This window comes from uncultured Psychrobacter sp. (genome assembly GCF_947500265.1).
Lineage (GTDB): Bacteria > Pseudomonadota > Gammaproteobacteria > Pseudomonadales > Moraxellaceae > Psychrobacter.
In genome coordinates, this window is the sequence record NZ_CANMRN010000003.1 from 181,722 (window position 1) to 207,131 (window position 25,410).

Annotated in this window: 17 protein-coding genes; 8 read left to right on the plus strand and 9 right to left on the minus strand. The window is 42.5% G+C overall.

What is annotated here, in order from left to right:
• Positions 1-77: 77 nt before the first annotated feature.
• Entirely contained in the window at positions 78-1,088 is a 1,011-nt protein-coding gene (locus Q0788_RS05680; protein WP_298808646.1) for an RluA family pseudouridine synthase, read from the minus strand.
• 1,188 nt (positions 1,089-2,276) lie between these two features.
• On the opposite strand from Q0788_RS05680, the gene Q0788_RS05685 reads away from it, so the two are divergent.
• The gene (locus tag Q0788_RS05685; RefSeq protein WP_298808647.1) at positions 2,277-6,449 is read left to right on the plus strand and encodes an Rne/Rng family ribonuclease; all 4,173 of its coding nucleotides are present in this window, start codon (positions 2,277-2,279) and stop codon (positions 6,447-6,449) included.
• A gap of 116 nt (positions 6,450-6,565) precedes the next feature.
• Here Q0788_RS05685 and Q0788_RS05690 read toward each other — a convergent pair whose 3' ends face one another.
• Complete coding sequence (locus Q0788_RS05690) at positions 6,566-7,507, minus strand: DUF808 domain-containing protein (RefSeq protein ID WP_057758232.1); 942 nt, start codon at positions 7,505-7,507, stop codon at positions 6,566-6,568.
• A gap of 405 nt (positions 7,508-7,912) precedes the next feature.
• Here Q0788_RS05690 and Q0788_RS05695 point away from each other — a divergent pair, with 405 nt between their 5' ends.
• The 5 genes from Q0788_RS05695 (at position 7,913) to Q0788_RS05715 (ending at position 13,885) form a co-directional block, all read left to right on the plus strand.
• Positions 7,913-8,764, plus strand: a complete 852-nt coding sequence (locus Q0788_RS05695) for a DsbC family protein (RefSeq protein WP_298808650.1) — start codon at positions 7,913-7,915, stop codon at positions 8,762-8,764.
• Between the two features lie 432 nt (positions 8,765-9,196).
• Complete coding sequence (locus Q0788_RS05700; RefSeq protein WP_298808651.1) at positions 9,197-10,537, plus strand: homoserine dehydrogenase; 1,341 nt, start codon at positions 9,197-9,199, stop codon at positions 10,535-10,537.
• Positions 10,538-10,646: 109 nt separating this feature from the next.
• On the plus strand, positions 10,647-11,828 hold the full coding sequence (locus Q0788_RS05705; RefSeq protein WP_057758226.1) for a thiolase family protein: 1,182 nt from the start codon (positions 10,647-10,649) through the stop codon (positions 11,826-11,828).
• A gap of 398 nt (positions 11,829-12,226) precedes the next feature.
• The gene (locus Q0788_RS05710) at positions 12,227-13,075 is read left to right on the plus strand and encodes a PRC and DUF2382 domain-containing protein (protein WP_298808653.1); all 849 of its coding nucleotides are present in this window, start codon (positions 12,227-12,229) and stop codon (positions 13,073-13,075) included.
• A 243-nt stretch (positions 13,076-13,318) separates the two neighbouring features.
• Positions 13,319-13,885: a YsnF/AvaK domain-containing protein gene (locus Q0788_RS05715; RefSeq protein WP_298808654.1), complete on the plus strand. Its 567-nt coding sequence runs from the start codon at positions 13,319-13,321 to the stop codon at positions 13,883-13,885.
• Between the two features lie 124 nt (positions 13,886-14,009).
• Here Q0788_RS05715 and Q0788_RS05720 read toward each other — a convergent pair whose 3' ends face one another.
• Positions 14,010-14,543, minus strand: a complete 534-nt coding sequence (locus Q0788_RS05720; protein WP_298808656.1) for a hypothetical protein — start codon at positions 14,541-14,543, stop codon at positions 14,010-14,012.
• Positions 14,544-14,783: 240 nt separating this feature from the next.
• On the minus strand, positions 14,784-17,585 hold the full coding sequence (secA, locus tag Q0788_RS05725) for a preprotein translocase subunit SecA (protein WP_298808658.1): 2,802 nt from the start codon (positions 17,583-17,585) through the stop codon (positions 14,784-14,786).
• Between the two features lie 462 nt (positions 17,586-18,047).
• Between secA and mutS the strand changes: the two genes are divergently transcribed.
• Together mutS and fdxA are read left to right on the plus strand one after the other, a co-directional pair.
• Positions 18,048-21,152, plus strand: a complete 3,105-nt coding sequence (mutS, locus tag Q0788_RS05730) for a DNA mismatch repair protein MutS (protein WP_298808660.1) — start codon at positions 18,048-18,050, stop codon at positions 21,150-21,152.
• A 206-nt stretch (positions 21,153-21,358) separates the two neighbouring features.
• Entirely contained in the window at positions 21,359-21,682 is a 324-nt protein-coding gene (fdxA, locus tag Q0788_RS05735) for a ferredoxin FdxA (protein WP_101205516.1), read from the plus strand.
• An 84-nt stretch (positions 21,683-21,766) separates the two neighbouring features.
• On the opposite strand, the gene Q0788_RS05740 is transcribed toward fdxA, so the two are convergent.
• The 5 genes from Q0788_RS05740 to Q0788_RS05760 all read right to left on the minus strand — a co-directional run bounded on the left by Q0788_RS05740 (position 21,767) and on the right by Q0788_RS05760 (position 25,409).
• Positions 21,767-22,252 (minus strand): pilin, encoded by a 486-nt coding sequence (locus tag Q0788_RS05740; RefSeq protein WP_298808661.1) that lies wholly within the window; start codon positions 22,250-22,252, stop codon positions 21,767-21,769.
• Positions 22,253-22,265: 13 nt separating this feature from the next.
• Positions 22,266-23,546, minus strand: coding sequence for an O-antigen ligase (locus tag Q0788_RS05745; protein WP_298808663.1), 1,281 nt, complete (start codon positions 23,544-23,546; stop codon positions 22,266-22,268).
• A 6-nt stretch (positions 23,547-23,552) separates the two neighbouring features.
• The gene (locus Q0788_RS05750; protein WP_298808664.1) at positions 23,553-24,005 is read right to left on the minus strand and encodes a pilin; all 453 of its coding nucleotides are present in this window, start codon (positions 24,003-24,005) and stop codon (positions 23,553-23,555) included.
• 367 nt (positions 24,006-24,372) lie between these two features.
• Entirely contained in the window at positions 24,373-24,909 is a 537-nt protein-coding gene (locus tag Q0788_RS05755; RefSeq protein ID WP_367179710.1) for a type IV pilin protein, read from the minus strand.
• Complete coding sequence (locus tag Q0788_RS05760) at positions 24,903-25,409, minus strand: type IV pilin protein (protein ID WP_298808665.1); 507 nt, start codon at positions 25,407-25,409, stop codon at positions 24,903-24,905. Before Q0788_RS05760 ends, Q0788_RS05755 begins: the two co-directional genes overlap by 7 nt.
• Position 25,410 lies beyond the last annotated feature (1 nt).

Below are 25,410 nucleotides of genomic sequence, written 5' to 3' on the forward strand. Positions count from 1 at the left end.
TCTTATTCGTAAAAATAAGATATCGTGACGTTTAGGAAAATACAAAATAGTTTAGCTTAAGAGTTTATTTTGAAAAATTATTCAGGCAATTTCGTTGTTTCTGGTAGCCAATCTGCCATATCGTCTGGCAATGGCGCAGTAATAGTCTTGTAGCCTGGAATATCTAAGCGCCAAGCATGTAGGCACAGACGATGGACACCTGATTTATCATGGACGTTATATTTGTCATCACCCAAGATGGCATGACCAATATGTGCCAAATGCACACGGATTTGATGAGTGCGACCGGTCAATGGCTTGGCTTCAATTAAGCTGACTGGCTGACTATTAATCATAAAGCGATCATGGATAACGATATCAGTCTGGCTTTCTTTCGCTTGTGGGTCTTGGCTATCTACTTTCACTCGGCGCTCACCACTGGCAAGCGTATATCTTAGCAATGGTGCATTGATACGCTGCTCATTAAGCGCAGGCTGTCCTTTGGCTAGACATAGATAGTGCTTTTGAATGGTCTTGTCTACCAAGTGCTGCTGTAACACTTTGAGCGTTGAGCGTTTTTTGGAAATCATCAGTAGCCCTGATGTGTCTTTATCAATGCGATGGATCAGCTCTAGATACTTTTTACCCGTCACTTCACGCATGGCTTCGATAACCCCAAAGTCCAAGCCGCTACCGCCATGCACAGCGATACCAGAAGGCTTATTCAGCACTAGCAAACCGTCATCTTCATAGACCACACGAGCCAGCAAGCTCTTTGCAAACTCGGTACTAATAATTGGTTTTTCGCGCGTTGCTAACTCTACAGGGGCAATACGTACCACATCTTCACGCTGCACCCTATCGTGTGCTTTGCAGCGCTTATTATTGACGCGTACCTCATCTGAGCGAATCATTTTGTAGATATGTGATTTTGGCAAACCTTTTAAACGGTTTAACAAAAAGTTATCCAAACGCTGGTCGTGTTGATGGCGCGTTACTTCGAGGTAGTTCACCTTACCGAAGTTGCTAATCTCATCGTCAGCGCTTTGTGGGCGTGTTTTGCTATTAAAAATAGCAGGGGCTTCATGGGTAGTAGCGTCGTCAGTCATTTTTGAGTTTGTCATTTTTAGTTAGGTATTTACACAAAGATTTGCTATAGTTTAGCATGTTGAGCGACAATTAAGCAGAGGCGACAGCAATAATCATTGTTGTTACAAATAGTTGACCACCGTTTTATTGCTTGTCAGTTTTCTACTACTTGCCAGTAAAGAGGTTGACACTATTTATCCTGCTGACCTGACACGTTTCATCTGATTTTAGGGCGCATTTTTATTTAGAGGTATTACTTACCAAATATAGCCCTACAAATTAAAAATACTGTACTGAATGTTATTCGGTACCATAAAATAAATAGTGACACTAAATACCATCGCGTTAATAACGCTGATAATAAATCAGCTTATTAACCGATTACAACACAACACTGACTCACTAATTGCATGACAACGACCGTACTCGATAACCAATCATTATTTAATGACTATTTATCTGATGGTTCTTTATGCCAGCATAGTTGAGCAAGTATGGGTAGTTTAGCGTTAGGATCGAAAAGTATATCGATAGCTGCCTAAGTATTGGTGGTCAAACAGATGACGATAACAATGTAAATACGATACCACGCTGACAAGCTGGTCCATTACTCTGTTTGCCAAGTACGCCCCGCTGATAACAAAAGCTGCGACACCTAACCTTGAGACACCCAAGATATTATTGACGTTATACAAAGAACGATAAACAAAGAGTAACCAATTGCTTCGCCTGAATAAACAACCGCTGAATGACGCCACTATATAGTAGCAATCATGACCGCGATATTATTGTTAGACTTTGATGGATGAATGGCAACAGCATCACGCCTTTTTAATATCAGTATTTTTTAGAACTGTAACTGACCCTCGCCCACGCTTACAACGTGCGCTGAAATCACTACCAATAGAACGTACTGAGAATAAGAGCGCTTTGACTCGCTGACCCAATCATATATGTACCAAGTTTACTGATGATAAAATATAAGTACCATAGCCTTACACCCTATATTACTGATATTAACGTGAGCACCGCTCATTACTTCAGGTAAAAAAGAAGCCATTGAAAAAGCCCATGTGCTTTATGAAACCCACGATTTACGTTCTACCGTTAATGAACATCTACACACGCTAATCACAATATTAGCCACACTTGCCACTATGTCCTAAAGACTGTCTTATCGTTGTCATGCGTACTCATAGGATACAAATATGAAACGCATTTTGATCAACGCCACTCAAAACGAAGAGATTCGTGTCGCCTTATGTAAAGGCAACCACCTGTACGATTTCGACCTAGAAAACCGTACTCGCGAGCAAAAAAAATCTAACATTTACAAAGGTCATGTGACCCGTGTTGAGCCATCGCTCGAAGCAGTATTCGTCGAATACGGCTCTCAGCGTCAAGGATTTTTGCCAATTCGTGAAATCTCTGCTGAATACCTAAGCGGCAACCCACGCGACGAAAACATCAAAAAACTGATCAAAGAAGGCGACGAGCTAATCGTCCAAGTCGAAAAAGAAGAACGCGGCAACAAAGGCGCTGCCCTATCGACGTATGTGTCATTAGCAGGTCGCTACCTGGTATTAATGCCAAACAACCCTCGCGGTGGTGGTATCTCACGTCAAATTTCGGGCAAACTGCGCGAAGATATGAAGCGTATGCTGAGCAACCTTGATTTACCAAAAGGCATGAGTGTCATCATTCGTACTGCTGGTATTGGTAAAACTCAGGAAGACTTACAGCACGATTTAAATCACTTGCTCAACATTTGGCAAGCCATTCAAGAACAAAACCAAAAATATCCTTCACCGCGCTTGGTTCACCAAGAAGCGGGCGTTGTCACACGTGCTGTTCGTGATTATCTGCGTGATGATATTGCTGAGATTTGGATTGATAACGAAAACGCTTACATTGAAGCGGCTGGGTTTATCGATGCGGTAATGCCAAAACAAGCCGAAAAGCTACGCAAATATACCGATTATGAACCGATGTTTTCGCGCTTCAATATCGAAAAACAAATCGAAACTGCTTATCAGCGTGAAGTTCGCCTGCCATCAGGTGGTTCAATCGTTATTGACCAAACAGAAGCACTAGTCTCTATCGACATTAACTCAGCTAAGTCAACCAAAGGTTCAGACGTTGCTGAGACCGCTTACCATACCAACTTAGAAGCAGCCGATGAGATTGCTCGTCAGCTTCGTTTGCGTGATATGGGTGGTTTGATCGTTATTGATTTCATTGACATGAATGACAATAAGCACCAAAAAGAAGTAGAAAAACGTCTAATCGACGCGACCAAATATGACCGTGCGCGCGTTCAGTTCGGCGATATCTCTAAGTTTGGTCTAATGGAAATGAGCCGTCAGCGTCTACGTCCTTCGTTAGAAGAATCAACTGGCTATATCTGCCCACGTTGTCATGGCAACGGTATGATTCGTGACTTGCGTTCATTGTCACTTTCTATCATGCGTCAAATTGAGCAAATCGCCCTTAAAGAACGCCAAGGTGAAGTACAAGCAGAAGTCCCAACAGACATCGCTGCATTCTTATTAAATGAAAAGCGCGACAGCTTGGTTTATCTTGAGCAAGACAGTGGCACGCGTATCACTATTTTGCCACATGCGCATTTAGAATCACCAAACTTCAAGCTTCACTTCAACCGTGATGGCTTTGCTCCATCAAGCTATGAGCGTATCACTGATACTCAGCAACAAGAGCACAGTGACCTTGGCTACAACGTTGACTGGCAGACTGCTGAAAAAGAGCGTCCTGAACAGCAGCCTACTCGCCAACCTCGTAAAAATACAGATGATAAGCAGAGCCGCTCAAACACTCAGCCGAATGCAGCCACGCAAGCACAGAACGATACGGTAAATCATAGCAATGATCGTCGTAATCATAAAAATACCAACGACGTGTCGCCTGCACATGCACCGCAAGCTAATAAAACCGCTAGTGTTGCCGCTCCAATAGCGCCGCAAACACAGAGTGTTGAAACTACTGCCCAACCAAAAGCCGTTGCGTGGTTATCAAACCTATTTGCTCAAGCACCGCAAGCCACTACGACGCCTAGTGTCAGTAGCCGAGATGCCGCTGAAGCAATCGAGGCGCTAGTAAACACGGGCGCGCAAAGCTTAGGCTCGTTTGGTCAAGTTGATAGCAATGCCTTGAATAGTGCCGCTGCAACAACTAGTGAGCAGCCAACTCAACAAAGCAACAGTCAGAAAAACGAAAGCCAACAGTCAGATAACAACGCTAATCGTCAACAGGCGCGTCGTAATGACAACGATACTGACGACAGCAGCAATGAAGACAGAAGAAGACGTAAGCCGCGTAAGTCTAGATCTTCTAAGCCGCGTCAAAGAAAAGAGGCAACTGACGAGACTGCTGGCAACGTAAACAGTAGCTCAGAAAGTACTAACTCAAACAATGCTGATGACAAATCGTCTGATACTCAAGACCAAAGACAGCAAGACAAGCGTCAGCATGATAATAGACGCACGAACGATCGCAATCGTAATAACCGCCAAGATAGCAATCAACAGAACAGCAATCGTAACACAAGCGAGCGCAGTGATGCTGATAACGAAAACAGCTCTAAAGCAGATGAGCAAACTCGTACTAAGCGTAAATCGCATAGCCAACGCGGCTCACGCGGTAAGCTAGAGCGCGGTGAGACACTCACGGCAGACAACGTTAAACAGAGCAAACAGCAGAACGCTAGAAACAACGATGCTGCCAGTAGCAAAAATCAACATAGTGCACGTCGCAATCAAGACCCTAACGAGGTCGTGCTACAGGTTAATGAAGCGCCAACTGAGCTAAAAGCGCCTGAAGTGGTGCATCTATCTTTAGATGATAGCAAATCTACACAGGCCAAAACTCAGCCTAGTGAGCAGCGAAGCGCGACAAATAACGTAGCAAAAGATGAGCATTCAAACGAAACAGCTGCTCAAAAACCTACTGATAAGCATAGTAGCAATGAGCAGAGCACTGATAAGCAGAACACCAGTGCTCCGAACGCTGATAAGAAAAGTGATAATGCAAAAAGTACGGTGGAAACCCATGCTAATCAGGTAAATGATGATAAGCGTGAATCTACCGAACAAGCTAAGGTTCAAAACGATGCTCCTAAGCAGGAGCAGGCTACTGAAGAGAAAAAAGCACGTGTAGTTGTAGAAGCTCAATCGACCTCTACGAGTAACACCGAAAGTAAGGCGGAAGCTTCAACGTCAGTAACTGCTGATGCTGAAAAAGCTACAGAGACTCCAAAACAGCAGGAAACAAAGACTGCTGAAGATGTGAGTAAGAGTGATGAAGCTCAAAATACTCAGGCTGATAATAATAGTGCAAGCACAAGTAGTGTAAGTAACTCAGCACTTGAGCTAACCCATGAAGCACTATTTGGCACACGTTACGTGACTGCTGAGAAATTTGGTCAAGCGAGTAACGATCCACGTGTAGTACTTGCTAAGCAAGCCGCGAAAGCGGACAAGCCAGCTGCTACTAATGTGCCAGCAATACGTGGTACGGTTGGTGAGTTTATTCGTGCCACGCTACCAGAGGCGCAAACGCGCTTAGCAGAAGAGGGCATTATCAACTGCTTTATCGCGACCATTGCGTTGCATAATGAGCAATCTCAGAGTACTGATAATAGCTCTGATACTGCTAGCCAGAGCTTTGACTTTAGCAACTATGGCTATCAACCATTGGCTGCCGACTACCTTGCACGCTTTGAATCGATGACCCAAGCGGTCAGTCAATTTGCAGCGGCACAAGGTAAGACAGACGTTGAACCACGTGCTATCACTAAGCGTGCTAGCAACGATCCGCGCGGACAGCACCCTGATTATCAGAAACCCGCTGTATTGAGCGTACCTGCTGAACAAGCGGAACAAGCTATCGTCGAGCAAACCAATAGCAAAGTCGATGCACATGACGTTGAAGCGACTGCCCTCGCCAATCAAGCTCAAACTGATGATATCAGTGTTGATAGTGAGCAATTGCTAGAAGTCGAGCGTGCTCAGTCAGAAGCTAAGGATGCAGAAGTCGAAACCTCTACAGAGCAAACTGTCAATGAGGTAGAAGATGCTGCAGAAAACATAGCTGCAGAGACTGAGCAGACGACTGACTCGGCAGTAGAAGAATCTACTAAAGAGGCTAGCAAAGATGACAGTCAGGCAGCTAAGTCTAAGACGACCATAGCCAGCTATAAAAACATGATCGAAAATGTGGCTGAGCAATTACTACCACAGACCGGTATGTTTAATCTGACTACGCCAAAAGTACCAAAGGCGCGCAGTCGTAAGCCTAAGACGGAGCATAAGAAGCCGACGCAGGCTGAAAAGCTCGCATCTGATGATACAGATAGCGATAGCTAGTTACATAAGCTCAAACGTAAAAGCCCCAAAGCTATTCGTAGCTTTGGGGCTTTTTATTTCAATACAGTCAAACTTACTTGCTAATTCAAACGAGAGACAATAAAAAGCAGATAAGCTTAGTGTGCAGAAGACGCTGTGTCATCTTTACCACGGATTTTACCAATAGTAGTAACAATAGCTACTACAATAGCACCAACAATCAGTCCGACCAATCCATTTAACAATGACGCAGTTAACCCTTCAAATACCCCAGTAAGATGAGCAATATCTTCTACACTGTGATGCAAAAAGCCGATACCGTGCACGATAATACCGCCGCCCACCAAGAACATCGCAATCGTGCCCGCTATGGATAAAAACTTCATAAGCTTTGGCGCAGCCGCAAGCATAAACTCGCCAAACTTGCGCTTACTATCACCTGCTTGTGAGTTTTCAATCAAATGCAGACCCGCATCATCAATCTTTACGATGCCTGCAACTAAGCCGTAAATACCGACGGTCACGACAGCAGCCACTATCGAAAGTACGATGCCCTTTTGGACAATATCGCCACCAGCTGCTGTAATTGCGCCTAAAGAGATAACAATAATCTCAGCTGATAAGATAAAGTCTGTACGTATGGCACCTTTGATTTTGTCCTTTTCAAACGCGACCAAATCTACCGACTCATCTGCGTTGGCTTTTAAACGAGCATTTTGCTCTTCATCATGAGGCAACAACTTCGGCCAAAACTTGTGAATGACCTTCTCAGCCCCTTCATAACTCAGATATAACCCTCCGATCATCAATAGCGGAGTAATCAACCACGGTATAAAATAACTAATCAATAGCGCCGCTGGTACTAAAATCACCTTGTTCACGGCAGAGCCTTTGGCAACTGCCCAAATGACGGGGAGCTCACGATTTGGCTTAACCCCTGTGACCTGCTCGGCATTGAGTGCTAAATCATCACCAACTAAGCCCGCGGTTTTTTTGGCGGCAACTTTGGTCATGACGCTCACATCATCCATTAAAACGCTGATGTCATCGAGTAAGGTTAATAAACTGGCACCTGCCATGTGTGCTCCTTAAAGCAAATTTGTTAAAGTAAGTCGTTCTCAAATGGTTTATACAACGCATTTTATATAGATTTTTATAAAAACAATGCGATTAGTCTTAGACTACAAGTTCAAGCAACTATGTTAAATAGCACAAATGTATCTTATTTTTTGAATTTATGTTGATAGCTATTCTTTAAAGTTGGCTTTACTGATACTTGTTGGCTGCCTTCCGTTCGCTATTATTTGGCGTAAATATGGTAATATGAAGGCTGTTATTACCTATCTTTTATTATCAATAAGTTATAAGAACTTCTTCAATGTTAAACCTTTAAAACACTGCCAAGACACATTACTATATAGAAAAGTTTATAGCGCTTTTTATAACGAACTCATGATTAGGCGCGATGCCTATAGGAAACCCGTATGCCGTTCCCCACTACCAAAAATACCACCTTGCGTAATCCTCTTTCTCGTACCGTTCTATCTCGTTTTATGATGAGTGCGCTGTTAGTTGGTATCGCTGCTGGCTGCTCAAACAATGCCGCTGATGCAACCAGCAATACCAGTGTTGTAAACGCTGCACAGACCAAAGCTACTACTAAGCCTTCAGCTGGTAATGATACAACCGTGGTGAAGGCGTTACAGGCGAATCTAAAAAGCTCTGGTATCGAGGAAACTATTGTCTCAGCTGTACCGACAGATGTGGATGGTATTTATTGGGTGACCGCTGAAGGTCTACCTTCTTTCTTTACTGATAAAGCTGGCAAGCATATTATTCAAGGTCAGATCATCGCTGTGGGTGATGCCGCTCCGGTTGATATCAGTGCCGCCCTAGTTGCTACGACAGCACAAGAAGCGCTAAAAGCCGTAGATAAAAAAGACATGGTGATTTATCCAGCAAAAGGCGAAACCAAAGCTGTCATCTATGCCTTTACCGATGCAGACTGTGGCTACTGTCGCAAATTACATTCAGAAATGGATGATATCAATGCGCGCGGTATCGAGGTTCGTTATCTGGCATGGCCACGCAGTCAAGAGTCTGTACCAAAAATGGAAGCTATCTGGTGTAGTCAGGATCGTAAAGCTGCGATGGATCAAGCAAAAATCGGTGCCAATGTACAAGGCCCTAGCTGTGCCAACCCTGTGCAAGAACATATGGCTCTAGGCTCAAGACTTGGTGTGCGCGGTACGCCTGCGGTGTTTACCGAAACAGGACAACAAGTAGGCGGCTACTTACCTGCAGCAGAATTGGCACAAGCAGTAGGCGCTAACTAATCATATGAATTACCAGTATTAATCACTCATATTAGAGTGACTAATACTGGTAACCAAGCATAAATGACATATACATATGCCAAACAAGATTGAAGCTACTGCTTTTTTATAATCGTAAGCTGATATAACCTTGATGACGTTGTCTTTATAACATTGGCTTTTATGACATTAACCTTCAGGACATTGGCTTTTATGAGATTGCTCTTTATGAGATTGTATAGACGTCACAATGCCTTGTCGGTATGATACGATAAAGCGCGATGCAAAATGAGTAACACCCTTTTTATTTGAGCTTTTTTATTCAACTATGATGAATTAGATAGGCAGGTAGCACTAGACAATGCGCACAGACGTTATGTTTGATGTCGCAGACTCATTTGACACTGTCACCGCTTATACTTACTTCATTATATTTAACCTCTTGAGGATACTGTGAGTAATTCCATCAAACTAGCGATACTTGGTCTAGGCACCGTCGGAACGGGCGTGATCAATCTGATCAATGACAATTTAAATGAGCTAAAACGCCGTAGCGGACGCGACATTATTATTACCGAAGTCGGTACGCGTCGTCAGCGTGATGATATTGATGCCGATATCATGCAAAACAGCGATCTGATGGCAATTGCCGCAAGCGACAACGTCGATATTGTTATCGAAGTGATTGGTGGGACCACCTTAGCCAAAGACGTCATTATGCAGGCCATTAAAAACGGCAAGCATGTGGTTACGGCAAACAAGGCTCTACTCGCTGAACACGGTAATGAGATTTTTGCTTTCGCTGAAGAAAACAATGTGCATGTTGCATATGAAGCAGCAGTAGCAGGCGGTATTCCAATTATCAAGGTAATGCGTGAAGCACTGGCTGCCAACAAAATCGACTGGCTCGCGGGTATCATCAACGGTACTGGCAACTTTATCATGACCGAAATGCGTGATAAGGGCCGTCCGTTTGCCGACGTATTGAGCGAAGCGCAAGAGTTAGGTTATGCAGAGGCTGACCCTACTTTCGATGTTGAAGGTATCGATGCTGCTCATAAACTGGCACTACTCGCCTCGATCGCGTTTGGCATTCCGTTACAGTTTGATAAAGTCTACTGTGAAGGTATCACGGGCATTACACTACAAGATGTAAACTATGCCGAAGAGCTTGGCTACCGCATCAAGCATTTAGGGTTTGCCGTACGCCGCGATAGTGAAAATAATGGTGACGCAGGGGTTGAATTACGTGTACACCCGACACTTATTCCACAAGATGCGCTACTGGCGAACGTTAATGGTGTGAAAAACGCAGTACTGGTCAACTCGCATCCACTTGGCCAGACGCTGTATTGCGGCGATGGTGCTGGTGCTGGTGCAACCGCTTCTGCAGTGATGGCCGATGTCATGGATTTGGTTCGTGTACTGGGTAGCAAAGACCGCGACGATCAGAGCAACACTGGACATCATGTGCCGCATTTAGCATTTATCCCTGAGCAGCTATCAGACACGCCTATATTGCGTGCTGATCAGATGGTAACTGGATATTATTTGCGTGTGCATGCTTATGATAGCCCAGGCGTATTGGCAGATATCACGCGCATCCTAAGTGATGCCGGTATCAACATCGATGCAATCTTGCAAAAACCTGCGCATAAAGTAGGTCAAGTGCCTGTGATTATCCTGACGCTACCTGTGATCGAGAGTCAGATGAATCTTGCTATCGAAAAAATTGAAAAGTTAGAGACCATTACTGATAAAGTGGTACGCATACGATTAGATGAGCTAGCATAAACCACATACTGAAGAAGACAGATGCTTATAATATAAGCAAAAGCTAGCCAATCGGCATCTGATTTCTTGGTAGATACTTAATCAAAACGCACAACAAGGAATAATAACGATGTCAAATGATGCAATTGTAATCCTAAACGGCGCACGTACACCAATGGGTGGCTTTCAAGGCGCACTAAAAGACATGAGTGCTACCGAGCTGGGTGCCGCCGCTATCAAAGCTGCCGTCGAACGCTCAGGCGTTAGTGCTGACAGTGTTGATGAAGTGATCATGGGTTGTATCTTGACGGCAGGTCTGGGTCAAGGCCCTGCTCGTCAAGCCATGCGTAAAGCAGGTCTACCGGATGCGACTGGTGCTGTCACTATTAATAAGCTTTGTGGTTCAGGCCTAAAAGCAGTCATGCAAGCGCATGATGGTATCAAAGCGGGCAGCTTCAACGTTGCTGTTGCAGGTGGCATGGAGTCAATGACCAATGCACCGTATATTATGCCAGGTTCACGTGGCGGCTATCGTATGGGTCATAAAGAAGTCAAAGACCATATGTTCTTAGATGGCCTAGAAGATGCCGATACTGGTAAGCTAATGGGTATGTTTGCTCAAGAAATGGCTGATGAAAAAGGCTATACACGTGAGCAAATGGATGAGTTTGCTATTGAGTCATTGAACCGTGCGCTGACTGCTATCAAAGACAACCATTTTAAAGATGAGATCGAGCCTGTCACATTTGCCACGCGCAAAGGCGAACAAACTGTTGATACCGATGAGCAACCTGCCCTTGCGAATGCTGATCGTATCCCTACTTTACGTCCAGCATTTGCTAAAGACGGTACGATTACTGCCGCAAACGCCAGCTCAATCTCAGACGGTGCTGCAGCCGTCGTAGTAATGAAAGAGTCACAAGCGAAAGCTGAAGGTCTTGATTATCAAGCTCGTATCGTTGCTACTGCGTCAAACTCACGTCACCCAAGCGAATTTACCATCGCGCCAATCGGTGCCATTGAAAAAGTACTATCAAGTGCTGGCTGGTCAGTAGATGACGTAGATCTATGGGAAATTAACGAAGCCTTTGCAATGGTTACTATGGCTGCGATGGACGAGCTGAAACTTGATCATGCCAAAGTAAATATCGAAGGCGGTGCATGTGCCCTTGGCCATCCAGTAGGCTGTTCAGGTGCTCGTATTCTGATTACGCTTATCAACTCTCTAAAACGTACTGGTGGCAAAAAAGGCATCGCAACGCTATGTATCGGTGGTGGTGAAGCGGTAGCTGTTGCTATTGAACTTGCTTAAATAAAGTAGGTTTAGCTGACTTAAAGTAAGTTAGCTAAATAATACTTAGATAATTATTGTTTATTGAGAAACCGCATTGCTAATGGTAATGCGGTTTTTTTGTGTCTGCTTTCTTTCGATGAATGTTGAATATTACTCTATGTAAAGACTCGTTAACTTCTACCCCCTCCTATGTTATGCCACTTACAGCCTATTACACGCAATTACTGCAAGCGCACACTTTGCTACCTTGCTCATATATCTCATCAAAAATCACGGTGTTAGGATAGCTACAAGTTGATAGGGAAGCTATTCATTTGGCTTACCGTTAACTGTAATAAATATGGTTTTACTAAAAATTAATAACAACACCAACCATTACATTATAAAAAATAAACTCGCGAAAAAGGAATATAACAATGAGTCAACTAATCCGTTTAAAAGATATTCAAGCTACTCACCAAGATTTGATTGGTGATGACTATTATGATCCAACGCACAAAACTGCTTACGGTATCAATGAAGAGAAAATTGGTAAAATCGAAGGTGCTCTAGTAGAAGATACCACTGGGCGTATTCGTTACTTAATCGTAGATGCAGGCGGCTGGTTTAGTTCAAAAGAAGTACTAGTACCAGCAGGTTTAGCACGTATCGTTGGTGATGATGTCTTCTTTGATAGCTTGACCAAAACGCAAGTAGAAGCCATGGAAGTATACGATCACGACTACCAGTACAGCTATAAAGAGCAGTACGAAAGAGATCGTCAAGCATTTACTGCTGATACACTCCCTGTAGAAGATCGCGTTGATATTGCAGATCACTCCTATGACGCACCAAATACGCTAGAGCTATTAGAAGAGCGTTTGACGGTGAATAAAGACCGTATCGTTGCTGGTCTAGTAAAAGTGGGTAAGCATGTCGTTACTGAAGAGCGCAATGTCGATGTAGATCTAGAAGAAGAACATGCCAATATCCAACGTACTAGCGTAAATCGTCCAACAGATCGTCGTATTGGTGATCTCGATGCTACTGAAACAGTTGAAGTTGAACTGCAGGCCGAACGTGCTCGCGTCAGCAAAGAAACATATGTTTCTGAAGAAGTAAACGTTGGCAAGACGACCGATCATCACACTGAAACTTTGATTGAGACCATTCAACGCGAAGAGCTAGATGTTGATGGCAACGGCAATGTGGTTGACCGTGAAGGCAACTTAGTAGACCGTGATGGTATCACAGCAGAAGATGTGCGCCGTGCTCGTGGCATGTAATATGCTAATACGTCATAGTTCAACGACGTGAGTTTCCTATACCGTCAGTTAAATATGATAGTAATAAATAGCTAAACTCATATGTTTGGCCATCAAGATCAGAGCATGTCTCTGGTCTTTTTTGTATTCATAACATGAACGAATGGTTTATAGTATTCAATGTAGCTAGTTAACATGTGTGGTTGACATACAGCGTTTTAGATTATTAAAAAATTATCATTTTACAATTATAAAGGAATCATAATGACTACTGAAAATGGAAACAGCCTTTACCAAGATAACTTGGACAAAGAACAAAATATCTCAACGAAGCAAGCAAATAATACCGTCAATGTTGGACACTTAGAGCTATTAGAAGAATGCCCTGTGACTAACAAAGAACGCTTGGACGTGGGTAAAGTAACCGTCACCAAGCATTCACGTACTAAAACTGTCGAAGTGCCAATTGAGTTAGTAGAAGAATATATCACCATTCGTACTGAGTACCATGACGCAGAGAGCCAAGATTTACTCTCTGGTAATTACGATGAAAAAGATATATTACGCCACGTCGAGCCTTCTTTGGATAGCAAAGCCGTAGTGACCATTAACGGTAAACAAATAGAGATTGGTGATGAACCGATTGATATTGTGTTATCTCGCCAAGTGGCTACCATCACCAAAGACACCTACGCTATCCAAGACATTGAAATCAATAAGAGCACCCATGTACATACTGATAGCATTCAAGTAGAGCTCAAACATGAGGAGTTAGATGTCACTGAAGAAGGTCTATTAGCTCATGGTTCTGATACAACTCCGTTAAAATAAGCGCTGATAGTTTAGTTACTACGAAATTGTATGATTGATAAAGATTATTTCACAACATTAAAAAGCAACGCTATCTTAGCGTTGCTTTTTTAATGATTATTCCCTGCTAAGTATTGAAGACCAACTATGAGGCTTCATTACACTCGAATGTATTAACATTTGACTCATCTGCACCAGCAGTACGCATGACGCCAGTTTTACGAGCTTCATGCCCTACGCGCCATTGTGTGAATCCTTGACCACCATCAATTGCGGTCGCCACTTCAAACACTTCAGGATTACTACCTTCATTGGTCTGGTTTAACGTTACTGTACCCATGTCAGTTGCGACAACAACTTGATTGGCATCTTCTTTATAAGTCGCCTCAACTTTTAGTTCAGGTGTACATAGATACGACATCTGCTTGACGGCGCTATTTACTGAAGCGGTGGTATCACCTTCTACTTCGTTAAGTGAAGCATCTTCAGTATCGACAACGACATCGCTAGGTTCAGCAGGCTCCGCTGACATTGGAACGGACTCTTCTGTATTAGCACCCTCTTCCATGCCCGACTCTGGCTCTGACTGTTGCTGACAAGCACTGACCGTCAAGGCGCCAGCCAACAAACTTGTTAAAACTACTGAGCTGCGTACTTTTTTTAAGAATTCTACACTCATGACACTCTCCCAAATAAATATGTTAAACACTATAGCGTGTCCATAAATTCACGCCTATGCTGAATTTGTAAGTAATCAATACAAAGTGTTTGTTGGTCTTGGTCTAGCAAGTTTTAAGTTTGCATAAGTTATCTAACAGATATAAAAAAGCCCCTATCTACTTAGGATAAGGGCTTTTTCAAATAGAGCTTACTTTAATAGCAGTTCAGTAAATAGCTATTAACTTATCATAACTAACGACTAGATTTTACCATGACACTGCTTGTATTTAAGACCTGAGCCACAAGGACACGCTGCATTACGACTGATATTCATACCTGCATATGGGTTTGATTCGTTAGCATTACTACCGTTACCTGCGATAGCAGCACCAACGCCAGCTGCCGCAGCACCGCTGTTTAGAGTGCGGCTTTGTGGTTGCGGCTGAGCAGCTGAACCACTCGCATTGCTATCCAAGTTATCTACATCGTCATGCTCAAACTGCATTTGCATATGGGCAGCGTTCTCACGTTGCTGAATTTCTAATGCTTCCAGTTCTTCCTTGGTTGGGATATGTACACGTGACAAATCTTGTACGGTCTCAGACTTAATCGCACCAAGCATCATCTGGAACAATTCAAACGACTCACGCTTGTATTCCTGCTCAGGGTTTTTCTGTGCATAACCACGTAAATGAATCCCTTTACGTAGCTGATCCATTTGCGTTAAGTGCTCTTTCCAATGCTTATCTAGACTCTGTAGCATGAAATGACGCTCAAGCTGAGCGGCATCCTTTTCACCCATCTGCTCACGGCGACTGTGATAACGATCTATCGCCGTTTGAACGATTTTCTCACGCAGCCCTTCTTCATCCAGACGACGATCTTCATCTAACCAATCATTGATTGGCATTGAGATTTTGAATTCGTCTTCTAACTCATCTTCTAAGCCGTCAATATTCCACTGATCATCAATAGAGCCAGGCGGAATAAACTGATTGATCATCGCGTTATATACTTCATGATGCATCACTTCGATGGCTTCTAATAAGTCCATCTCTGCTAATAAATCATCACGCTGACCATAGATAACTTTACGTTGCTCATTGGCAACATCATCGTATTTCAGTAGATTTTTACGGGCATCAAAATCGCGACTCTCAACTTTACCTTGCGCGTTTTCGATCGATTTAGAGACCATTTTATGTTCGATGGCTTCGTCTTCTTTGAGGCCCATCGCACGCATCATATTGACCACGCGATCGCCTGCGAAGATACGCATGAGATCATCTTCAAGCGATAAGAAAAAGCGTGACATACCAGGATCACCCTGACGACCAGCACGACCACGTAACTGGTTGTCGATACGGCGTGACTCATGGCGCTCAGAGCCGATGATATGCAAACCACCAGCTGCTACGACTTGGTCATGTTTGACTTGCCATTGAGATTTTAGACGCTGCATCTCCTCTGGACTCACCGCATCGATATCTTCGATAAACGACTGCCAGTTACCACCAAGGATAATATCCGTACCACGGCCTGCCATGTTGGTGGCGATCGTGACTGACTTTGGACTACCTGCCTGTGCAATAATTTCTGCTTCACGCTCATGCTGTTTGGCGTTTAGGACATTATGCTTGACGCCTTCTTGGTCGAGCAAGTAAGACAATTCTTCACTAGCCTCAATTGTCGCCGTACCAACCAGTACTGGCGCGCCTTTGGCTTGAATTTCTTTAATTTCGCGAATGATGCCTTTGTATTTGCCTAACTTAGTTAAGAAAATCTGGTCATCCATATCGATACGAGCAATCGGCTCATGCGTTGGAATCACGATGACATCTAGATCGTAAGTAGATTTGAACTCAGCCGCTTCGGTATCAGCGGTACCCGTCATACCAGACAATTTGTCATATAGACGGAAGTAGTTCTGGAATGTCGTGGTGGCAAGCGTTTGGTTTTCTGCTTGGATCTCAACGTTTTCTTTCGCTTCTACTGCTTGATGCAAGCCTTCTGACCAGCGACGACCAGGCATGGTACGACCTGTATTTTCATCAACGATGACCACTTCGCCTTCATCGACGATATAGTGAACGTTTTTAACAAATACGTGATGCGCACGGATGGCAGCTTGAACATGAGCCAGAAGTGGCAGACGACTTGGGCTATATAAGCTTTCGTTTTCACCAAGCTCGCCCACTTCGATTAAGAAGCGCTCGATTTTTTCATAGCCTTTTTCGCTAATCTCAATCTGGCGATTCTTTTCATCAATCCAAAAATCTTCTTCTTCGTTATTCTTGTTTGCTTCTTCGTCTTTTGAACGAATCAGCACAGGAATAATCGTATTAATCAACGCGTACATGCGTGATGAATCTTCAGCTTGACCCGAAATAATCAGCGGGGTACGAGCCTCATCAATTAAGATTGAGTCAATTTCATCGATAATACAAAAGTTTAGCGGGCGCTGTTTTTTCTCCGCAAGGCTAAAGACCATGTTATCGCGTAGATAATCAAAACCGTATTCGTTATTGGTACCATAGGTAATGTCAGCTTGATAAGCTTCGATTTTTTCTTGTGGCGGCTGCTGTGAGTAAATCACACCCACCGTCATACCCAAGAACCCGAACAACGGACGGTTTAGCTCAGCATCACGTGCAGCCAAATAATCGTTGACCGTGACTAGATGAACCCCTTTGCCACTGATCGCATTTAAGTACATGGCCAAGGTTCCCATTAGGGTTTTACCTTCACCAGTTTTCATCTCAGCGATTTTACCTTCGTGCAAGGTGATACCACCAATCAGCTGCACGTCGTAGTGACGCATGCCGTTGACACGTAATGATGCTTCGCGGCAGACGGCAAATGCTTCTGGCAATAATGCATCTAAGCTTTCGCCTTTTTGATGTCTGGCTTTGAATTCTTCAGTTTTTTGTTGTAGTTGCTCATCAGACAGGGCTTGTATTTCAGCCTCTCGTGCGTTGATCTTGCTGACCACTTTACGCATGCGTTTTAATTCGCGGTCATTTTTGGTGCCAACCACACTGCCTATAATCTTTGATAACATAATTTTTTGACCTATGGAATATTCGATAATTAGTGCGCATTAGCCAAAGCTTAGCTCTCTGCCTTGTCATCACCCGACTAAGTACTACCTAATTTAGTATCGCCCAATTAAGTGTGCCGTCATTATATATGGTTATGACGCTGATGGATACAAGGGCAGCGAGTAGATATTTGCCACAGTAAAAACCTAGTAGGACGTGTTAAAATAGCGAATACCTTCTTAAATTTCTTAGCTTTTTTAGCGACTTTATTTGTTTGTCACGGTTTGATTTCTATACAACTGCTATCGCTGCATCTTGGCTCAAAATTTGTCGTTAAGCCATTTATCTATAAGTAACTGGCTTATTGATAAAGCCAAAACTCAAAGCTATATATCAAATTCGTACATAAGACAAATGACCCTTTAGTATCTCTATCACAAAATACTTATTAATACTCATTAAAGCACTATAAGAGACTCTGCATGACCGTAAAGCCATCTGGACAAAATCAGTCGTCAAATCCTAATCCATCAGAAAAACCCTTATCAAAACAAGAGAACTCTGACTGCTTAAGTATAGGCGATGCCGTCTATAACCTAGCAGACCATACGCCAATGATGGTGCAATATCTAACCATGAAAGCCAACTATCCACAAGCATTGCTCTTGTACCGGATGGGTGACTTCTATGAGCTGTTCTTTGACGATGCTAGGCGTGCGGCGCAAATACTAGATATCACATTGACGCGCCGTGGTACGGATAAAGCAGGCAACACGATAGCCATGGCGGGTGTGCCCTTCCATGCAGCTGACAGCTATATGGCACGCTTAATCGCTGCCGGTCAGACAGTGGTCGTATGTGAGCAAATTGACGAATCGACAACTGGCAGTGGCAGTGGCAGTGCTAGCAATAAGTCCAATGTCCCTGCGATGGGCGATAAACAGAAAAAAGACAAGAGCAAGTCTGCTGCTGGCAGCATTATGCGCCGCGAAGTGGTTAAAACGCTTACGGCAGGTACTATTACTGATGACGCATTGATTGCCCCTAATCATACGCCAACTGTGGTTGCCATCGATATTTCGACTATGAAAACGCAAGACAATAGCCAGACTTTACAAGCAGCCGTTAGCCAGATGGATTTGGCCGCGGGTACACTGACTACCCAGACACTGATAGCAGATAAAAACGATATAGATGGCTTGCAAACTCAAATGCTGACTATATTGGCGCGTTTTGCGCCCAGTGAATGCATCATTAGTGAAACATTTAGCGATAGCACTGATGAGCAATGGCTACTGTGGTTACGACAAAATCTGGACTGCCCTATTATGGAAGTCGCTGCCAATGACTTTCATCGTGCGCATGCCAGTGACACGCTTTGTCAGCAGTTCGAAGTCCAGCGTCTCGATGGGTTGGGCATTCATGAGGCTCCACTTGCGCAAACCAGCTGCGCTGCGCTTATCCACTATGCGCGTCAGACTCAGCAACGCCACGTGCCTCAAGTCAACCAACTCATTGTCGAGTACAGCGATGACTACCTAATTATCGATGCCAATAGCCAGCAAAATCTCGAGCTATTTACTCCTGTTAGTAGCAACGGCACTTCTTTGATATCTGTGCTGAATTACTGTCAGACCCCGATGGGCAAGCGTTTACTCGTGCAGCAAATGAAACGTCCACTGCGTCAGCATTCACGTATCAATATGCGTCTAGATGCGATAACTTGTTTGCTAAACCCAAAGAGTGACTCAATTGAATCAAACCAAGATGTAAAAGATAGCTTACTGGTTACACGTTTACGAGAAACGCTGAATACTATTGGCGATATTGAACGAATCAGCAGTCGAATCGGGCTAATGAGTGCCAAACCTCGTGACTTACGCAAGCTCGCCGATGGTATCGCTAGTGGTGCTCAGCTTACTACTCTATTGACAGCATCGGGTATCAGTCATGAAGACGCTGGCCTATTACCAATGTTGATGCAGCAATTGCCAGCTAAGTTACCTGCTGTTCAATCCATCGCCGAATTAATCGAACGCGCTATTGTCATTGAACCGCCTGCGCATATCCGCGATGGAGGAATGCTAGCAGCGGGCTTTGATGAAGAGTTTGATCGCCTTACTCATTTGCATGACAATATTCAATCAACGCTAGACGAGATGGTCGAGCGTGCCCGTCAAGACAATCAATTACCGAGTCTAAAAGTCGGCTTTAATAAAGTTAGCGGCTTCTATTTTGAATTGCCCAAAATGCAGGCGAAGAATGCCCCTGCCCACTTTATCCGTCGGCAAACGCTCAAAAGTAGTGAGCGCTTTATCACTGATGAGCTAAAAGAAGTCGAGACAGAATATCTAAGTGCCCAGTCCTTAGCATTAGCTCGTGAAAAGCAGCTGTATCACGAGCTACTCACTCAATTAAACCAACACTTGGCTGATCTGCAACAGCTTAGCGCGGCTATCGCCCAATTAGATGTGCTAAGCAATTGGGCCCAACTTGCCATGATGTATAACTGGCAGCGCCCAATCATGGGTCTACATACAAAAGACCAAAGCGAATCGGTAGCCAAAAACCGAACCAACATTGATATTCGTCAAGGTCGTCACGTCGTGGTTGAAGCGGCATTAAATCAAACGAATGCGAACAATAGGAATAGTAATTTATTAAGTACAAACTACTTTGTCGCCAATGACTGCGCATTAGGTAGCGCCAATGCTGATGAAGGACACCCTGAAAGATTGCTTCTGATTACTGGCCCTAACATGGGTGGTAAATCTACCTATATGCGCCAAACAGCCTTGATTGTACTGCTCGCACATTGCGGCAGCTTTGTGCCAGCAGCTAGTGCTCATATTGGTGATATCGACCGTATTTTTACTCGTATCGGCTCAGCTGACGACTTGGCTGGTGGCAAATCGACCTTTATGGTAGAGATGATTGAAACGGCCAATATATTAAATCAAGCAACGAATAAATCACTGGTATTAATGGACGAAGTCGGACGCGGTACTGCCACCACTGACGGTTTGGCCATTGCCCATGCTTGCGTCAATCGCCTAGTCGAGATTGGCTGCCTGACGTTATTTGCCACTCACTATTTTGAGCTGACCCAATTAACAAATGATACTGGTAAGAATTATGCTAATATCCGTAACGTTCATGTAGCAGCTAGCGAAGTTGATGGTCAATTATTGCTATTGCACCAAATTAAAGATGGTGCAGCGAGTTCTAGCTTTGGATTACATGTCGCAAAGATGGCTGGTATTCCCACCCAAGTGCTAGAGCATGCTAAGCGCTATTTAGCAGACAACTTACAGTCAGACCATTTAACCGTAGATAAAGCAAAAACTATTGATGATAAAAATGAATTAGCTAAGTCAGTAAAGGATAAACGGCAAGAGAGTTATAATGATGCTACTCTCAATCAAGAAGTAAGTCATACTACTCAAGCGGCAGACACATTGAACAATCCAAAACAAAATCAGCTATTTAGCTTGCAAGATGAGCTGAGCATGATTGATCCTGATAGGCTAACGCCCAAGCAAGCGCATGATTTACTTTATCATCTGAAGAAAATCATTAGTCATTAAAGGGAATTGTCAAAGCGTAGTAAAGGCGCTAAAATACGATTTATTTTCCAACTATTCTATGTAGCCCTTATAGTTGATTTAATTTAAAAGAATTACACTGCAGCTGAGCGCAGAGGTATAAATCATACTTCAAGCAAGGTTGACACAGTAATTTTTTTGAAAGAGATTGACTATATCAGCCAATCCAATAACAGGTAGACCTCACTATGACCTTTGTCGTTACAGATAACTGCATTCTTTGCAAATACACCGACTGTGTAGAAGTCTGTCCTGTGGACTGCTTTTATGAAGGCCCAAACTTCCTAGTCATCGATCCTGATGAGTGCATCGACTGCGCGCTATGCGAGCCTGAATGTCCTGCCAACGCGATTTTCTCAGAAGATGAGGTTCCGAAAGACCAAGAGATGTTTACTCAGCTAAATGAAGAGCTGGCGCAAAAATGGCCTAACATCACTGAGATGAAAGGACAAATGCCAGAAGCTGAAAAGTGGGATGGCGTGGAAGGTAAGATTCAGTATTTAGAGAGATAGTATCCTTCTCGAAGTGCCAAGATATTGTAAAAATAAAAACCACCTAATAGTGATATGCTGTTGGGTGGTTTTTTATTGTCCATTTTACTGGCAATCTACTGGTAAATAACTACGAGAAATACTTAAGGACGCTTTACAAGTCCAACTACCACTAGCACTTCGATCAAGACTTATGGTTTGATTAGATAGATAACTTAAATTTTGAATTTGGCAAAGCACAGCGTTAGAGGTATTAGCGTTTATATTTGGCGCTGTCACACTCAATTTACAATTTTCTGTTTCTAAAGGCATGTTCAAGCCGCCAGGATCAAAACTTCTTACCCCTGCTCCTTCGTTAACAAGCATTTGGTAAGGCATTCTAAAGCTATTTACCTCCTGATAGATTATCATAACCTGAGTCTTTCTAATATAATTTTGATAACTAACAGTAGCTATAGATGCCAAAATACCTATGATTGCAATAACAATCATCATCTCAATAAGAGTAAATCCAGATTGATTCGCAATGCGGACTTTTGAAATATATAACATAAGAATCATAGCTTTATCATCTTTTGTTATATGTTGCATACATCATGCCATGTTAGAATAGTTTATAGCCATATACCCAAAATCTTGGTGGTGTCATTGGCATATCAGAACCAAAAGTAAAGGCTCGTAAGCCTATATAAAGTAGCCAAGCAGCTATTGCAACAAACACTACTACTGATAATTTATATTGTGCAGGAGATGCTTTTGGAATACCTCGATTGTAATACTGAGCATGAGGGAATATAGGGTTTTTTAACAAGAATATAAATAGCCATAATAGAGCCATTTGTGTGACTGGATAAATATGTACTCCAGAAAATAAGAAATCAATACTTATCGCTAAAAGACCTGCAACAGCAAAGTAGCTATGTATATTTTGCCATTCTATATTCTTGACAATAATTATTATTACGTAAACTAGAAAACTAAAGCCTACTAAGCCTGTTTCGCTTAATACTTGTAAATATAAGTTATGTGGATGGGCCGCTATATCTTTATAATTTTCCAGTTGATAAAAGCCACAGCCTAATATAGGACTTTGTAACCAACAATTATAAGCATTAACCAGTAGATCTAAACGCTCATAAGTTGCTGTTCTTAAAATCCTCAATTCTGAAGATCGTGAACTTATAGCGTAATAAGTAAGCGATAAATAGGCGAGCCACGAAGCAGTATAAACCCCTACAAGATGCCAGCGTATACTGCGATAAGCTAGACTCATAAACACGATAAATACAGTATAAGCGATCGTCACTGAACGACCACCGTCTAACAACACTGCGAAAAAAGCTAAAAACAGAAGTATTAAATAGAATATTTTATACTTTTCTTCAGCTAAATATAACCAAGTAGATAAAATAGATATAACTAAGAAATAACTATTGTAAACTCTAATGTTCCAAGGTAGAGGATACCAATTAGCTTCATAATTACCTGTTTTGATATAGTCGAATAAGGATAAAGGTAAGAGTAGAAACAATAGAAAAGTTGATAGAATGATAATTCTAGTAATGACATTATTATAATCTAATACTTGAAAGCTTTTATAAAGCAAATAGACGAGCAGTAATTCAGTGATAGAAAAAATAGGCTGTTGCCAAAAAAAACCACCTACTACTAAAAACAATAAAAACAATAGTTCTAATTTCGTAATGACGAACTGCTTATTGAATATGGCATTAAAGCTAAAGGTTAGTAGAACTACAATTTCAAAGAATCTATATTCATTATAAAAGCTATAACTAAAACCTGTTGTAAATCCTAAAATAAATAGCAAAAAATAAAGAGCTATTAATAGCTCTTTATTTTGAATGATTATTAACAACTTACTCATTGGAGATTAGCTAGCTACACAAGACTTAGGAAGATACTTTTGATCAAGTTTATTGGTACCAGATGAACTACATGCAAAATTAAAAGTCGTATTAGTGCCTGTAAGCGCAGGTGGAGTTAGTGTAATTGTTTTACCAGCAACATTAGCGTTTACGGTACCTGCAGCTTCCATAGTAACAGTAATAACACCAGTATCTGCTTCTACTTCAGATTTAGCATAAGTACCATTAGCTGCTAAAGATGCTGCTGTTGGTGCGGTTGCTGTACCAGGATAAGCACCATTAGTCTGTGCATATTCTGAAATAGCAGTTTTCTGTCCAGCAGTTAAAGCAAACGCTTCAGCGACCTGTGCACGAGCAATATAATCCTGATAAGCAGGGATAGCAATAGCTGCTAGAATACCGATAATAGCAACAACGATCATTAGTTCGATTAAGGTAAAGCCTTTTTGAGCGTTCATAGTATGTCCTTTAGGGTAAGGTGATAACAAATCGATTGATACGCTATTTGGTATCACTATCTGCCATCTATTATAGATATGGGGTTGCTAGTATGAGTAGTTACTGAACTTACGCATCTAACCTTCGTATTATTATCGTTGCAGGTAGCGTGCCAACTTATCACTTTTATTCTAATTATCGCCATGAACCATATATTTTCTATTGTTACTTTCCCTATATAGGTAACTCTATTTTTAATACTTAACAAATATCTGTATAAATATTACTACCAGTTTACTAAAAATTGTCAGTTTATGTAAATTAGAATCATTTACCGTAAGTATGATGACATTTTTTGTCAGTTTATTGTTTAGTCAAACTTAAATATTATTTACTCCATTCATTATCTTTGCCACATTTTTCTGTAGTTCCTATAATTCGGCATTTTATACCCTGATCATCCAAAGTCAGACTACCATCATTTGCCATACGTCGACCGGTAACTGGTATTGCTATAATAGTCCAATCACGTCCTGCTAATGTACCAGTGCTTGTCGTCCAGTCTGCCTCTCCCCACGTTCCTGTACCTGCTGTAACTGTATACAGCGCCGTTCCCGAACTAGGGAAACTCACACTGCCATTTGTAGCAGGAGTTCCTGAAAATATAGACGAGAGTGGTATCCTATCATATCGCTTATAGTTGACCTTGCTTGACTCAATACGACTGGCAATCTGTTGCATTTCACTCATCATATCTGCACGATTGGTTCTTTCTACATACCCTTGGTAACTAGGATACGCTATAGCTACCAACACCCCTATGATAGCAACGACGATCATTAACTCTATAAGTGTAAAGCCAGTTTGCTTTGAAAAAGACTCAGAAGATATTGCTGTGCTAACCGACCCATTGATTGTTACCACGTTGTCCCCCCTATCCCGCAGTTATCATTCGCAATATCAAAACTTATATTGTTGGCACAGCGTACACCTTGGCTGGTAATCTTAAAGCTGTTCGCACCTGTAAGATCGACTGGTGTCGCCATCATTACCCAGTTTGTAGCACGCGCGCTTCCTTCATGTAACGTACTAAATGTTGGCGTACTACCTGTAGTATGTCCAAGCCTAATAATATAGCGTGGATTATTGGTAGGTTGGTTGATCGCTCCAGTATTATCCGCGATACTATCTGACTGAGGCTCAAAACCTTTATAAGTTAATGCTTTAGCTCGCCATTGCTCAAGTTCGTTAGAAAGTGACAGCATTTTACGCTGTACATCTGCTTCAGCATTACGAATGATATAGGCACGATAGCTCGGTATCGCAATAGCGGCTAAAATACCAACCATAGCTATAACAATCATCAACTCTATAAGTGTAAAGCCTACTTGTTTCGTAGCCTTATAGTTTAATAAATGAGACATA

What these genes read in the sequence shown, in the direction of transcription:
- Q0788_RS05740 (WP_298808661.1), bottom strand. Translation starts at nt 22,252, where the DNA reads ATGCAACATATAACAAAAGATGATAAAGCTATGATTCTTATGTTATAT.
- Q0788_RS05685 (WP_298808647.1), top strand. Translation starts at nt 2,277, where the DNA reads ATGAAACGCATTTTGATCAACGCCACTCAAAACGAAGAGATTCGTGTC.
- secA (WP_298808658.1), bottom strand. Translation starts at nt 17,585, where the DNA reads ATGTTATCAAAGATTATAGGCAGTGTGGTTGGCACCAAAAATGACCGC.
- Q0788_RS05705 (WP_057758226.1), top strand. Translation starts at nt 10,647, where the DNA reads ATGTCAAATGATGCAATTGTAATCCTAAACGGCGCACGTACACCAATG.
- Q0788_RS05710 (WP_298808653.1), top strand. Translation starts at nt 12,227, where the DNA reads ATGAGTCAACTAATCCGTTTAAAAGATATTCAAGCTACTCACCAAGAT.
- Q0788_RS05715 (WP_298808654.1), top strand. Translation starts at nt 13,319, where the DNA reads ATGACTACTGAAAATGGAAACAGCCTTTACCAAGATAACTTGGACAAA.
- fdxA (WP_101205516.1), top strand. Translation starts at nt 21,359, where the DNA reads ATGACCTTTGTCGTTACAGATAACTGCATTCTTTGCAAATACACCGAC.
- Q0788_RS05695 (WP_298808650.1), top strand. Translation starts at nt 7,913, where the DNA reads ATGCCGTTCCCCACTACCAAAAATACCACCTTGCGTAATCCTCTTTCT.
- Q0788_RS05690 (WP_057758232.1), bottom strand. Translation starts at nt 7,507, where the DNA reads ATGGCAGGTGCCAGTTTATTAACCTTACTCGATGACATCAGCGTTTTA.
- Q0788_RS05745 (WP_298808663.1), bottom strand. Translation starts at nt 23,546, where the DNA reads ATGAGTAAGTTGTTAATAATCATTCAAAATAAAGAGCTATTAATAGCT.
- mutS (WP_298808660.1), top strand. Translation starts at nt 18,048, where the DNA reads ATGACCGTAAAGCCATCTGGACAAAATCAGTCGTCAAATCCTAATCCA.
- Q0788_RS05760 (WP_298808665.1), bottom strand. Translation starts at nt 25,409, where the DNA reads ATGTCTCATTTATTAAACTATAAGGCTACGAAACAAGTAGGCTTTACA.
- Q0788_RS05720 (WP_298808656.1), bottom strand. Translation starts at nt 14,543, where the DNA reads ATGAGTGTAGAATTCTTAAAAAAAGTACGCAGCTCAGTAGTTTTAACA.
- Q0788_RS05750 (WP_298808664.1), bottom strand. Translation starts at nt 24,005, where the DNA reads ATGAACGCTCAAAAAGGCTTTACCTTAATCGAACTAATGATCGTTGTT.
- Q0788_RS05680 (WP_298808646.1), bottom strand. Translation starts at nt 1,088, where the DNA reads ATGACTGACGACGCTACTACCCATGAAGCCCCTGCTATTTTTAATAGC.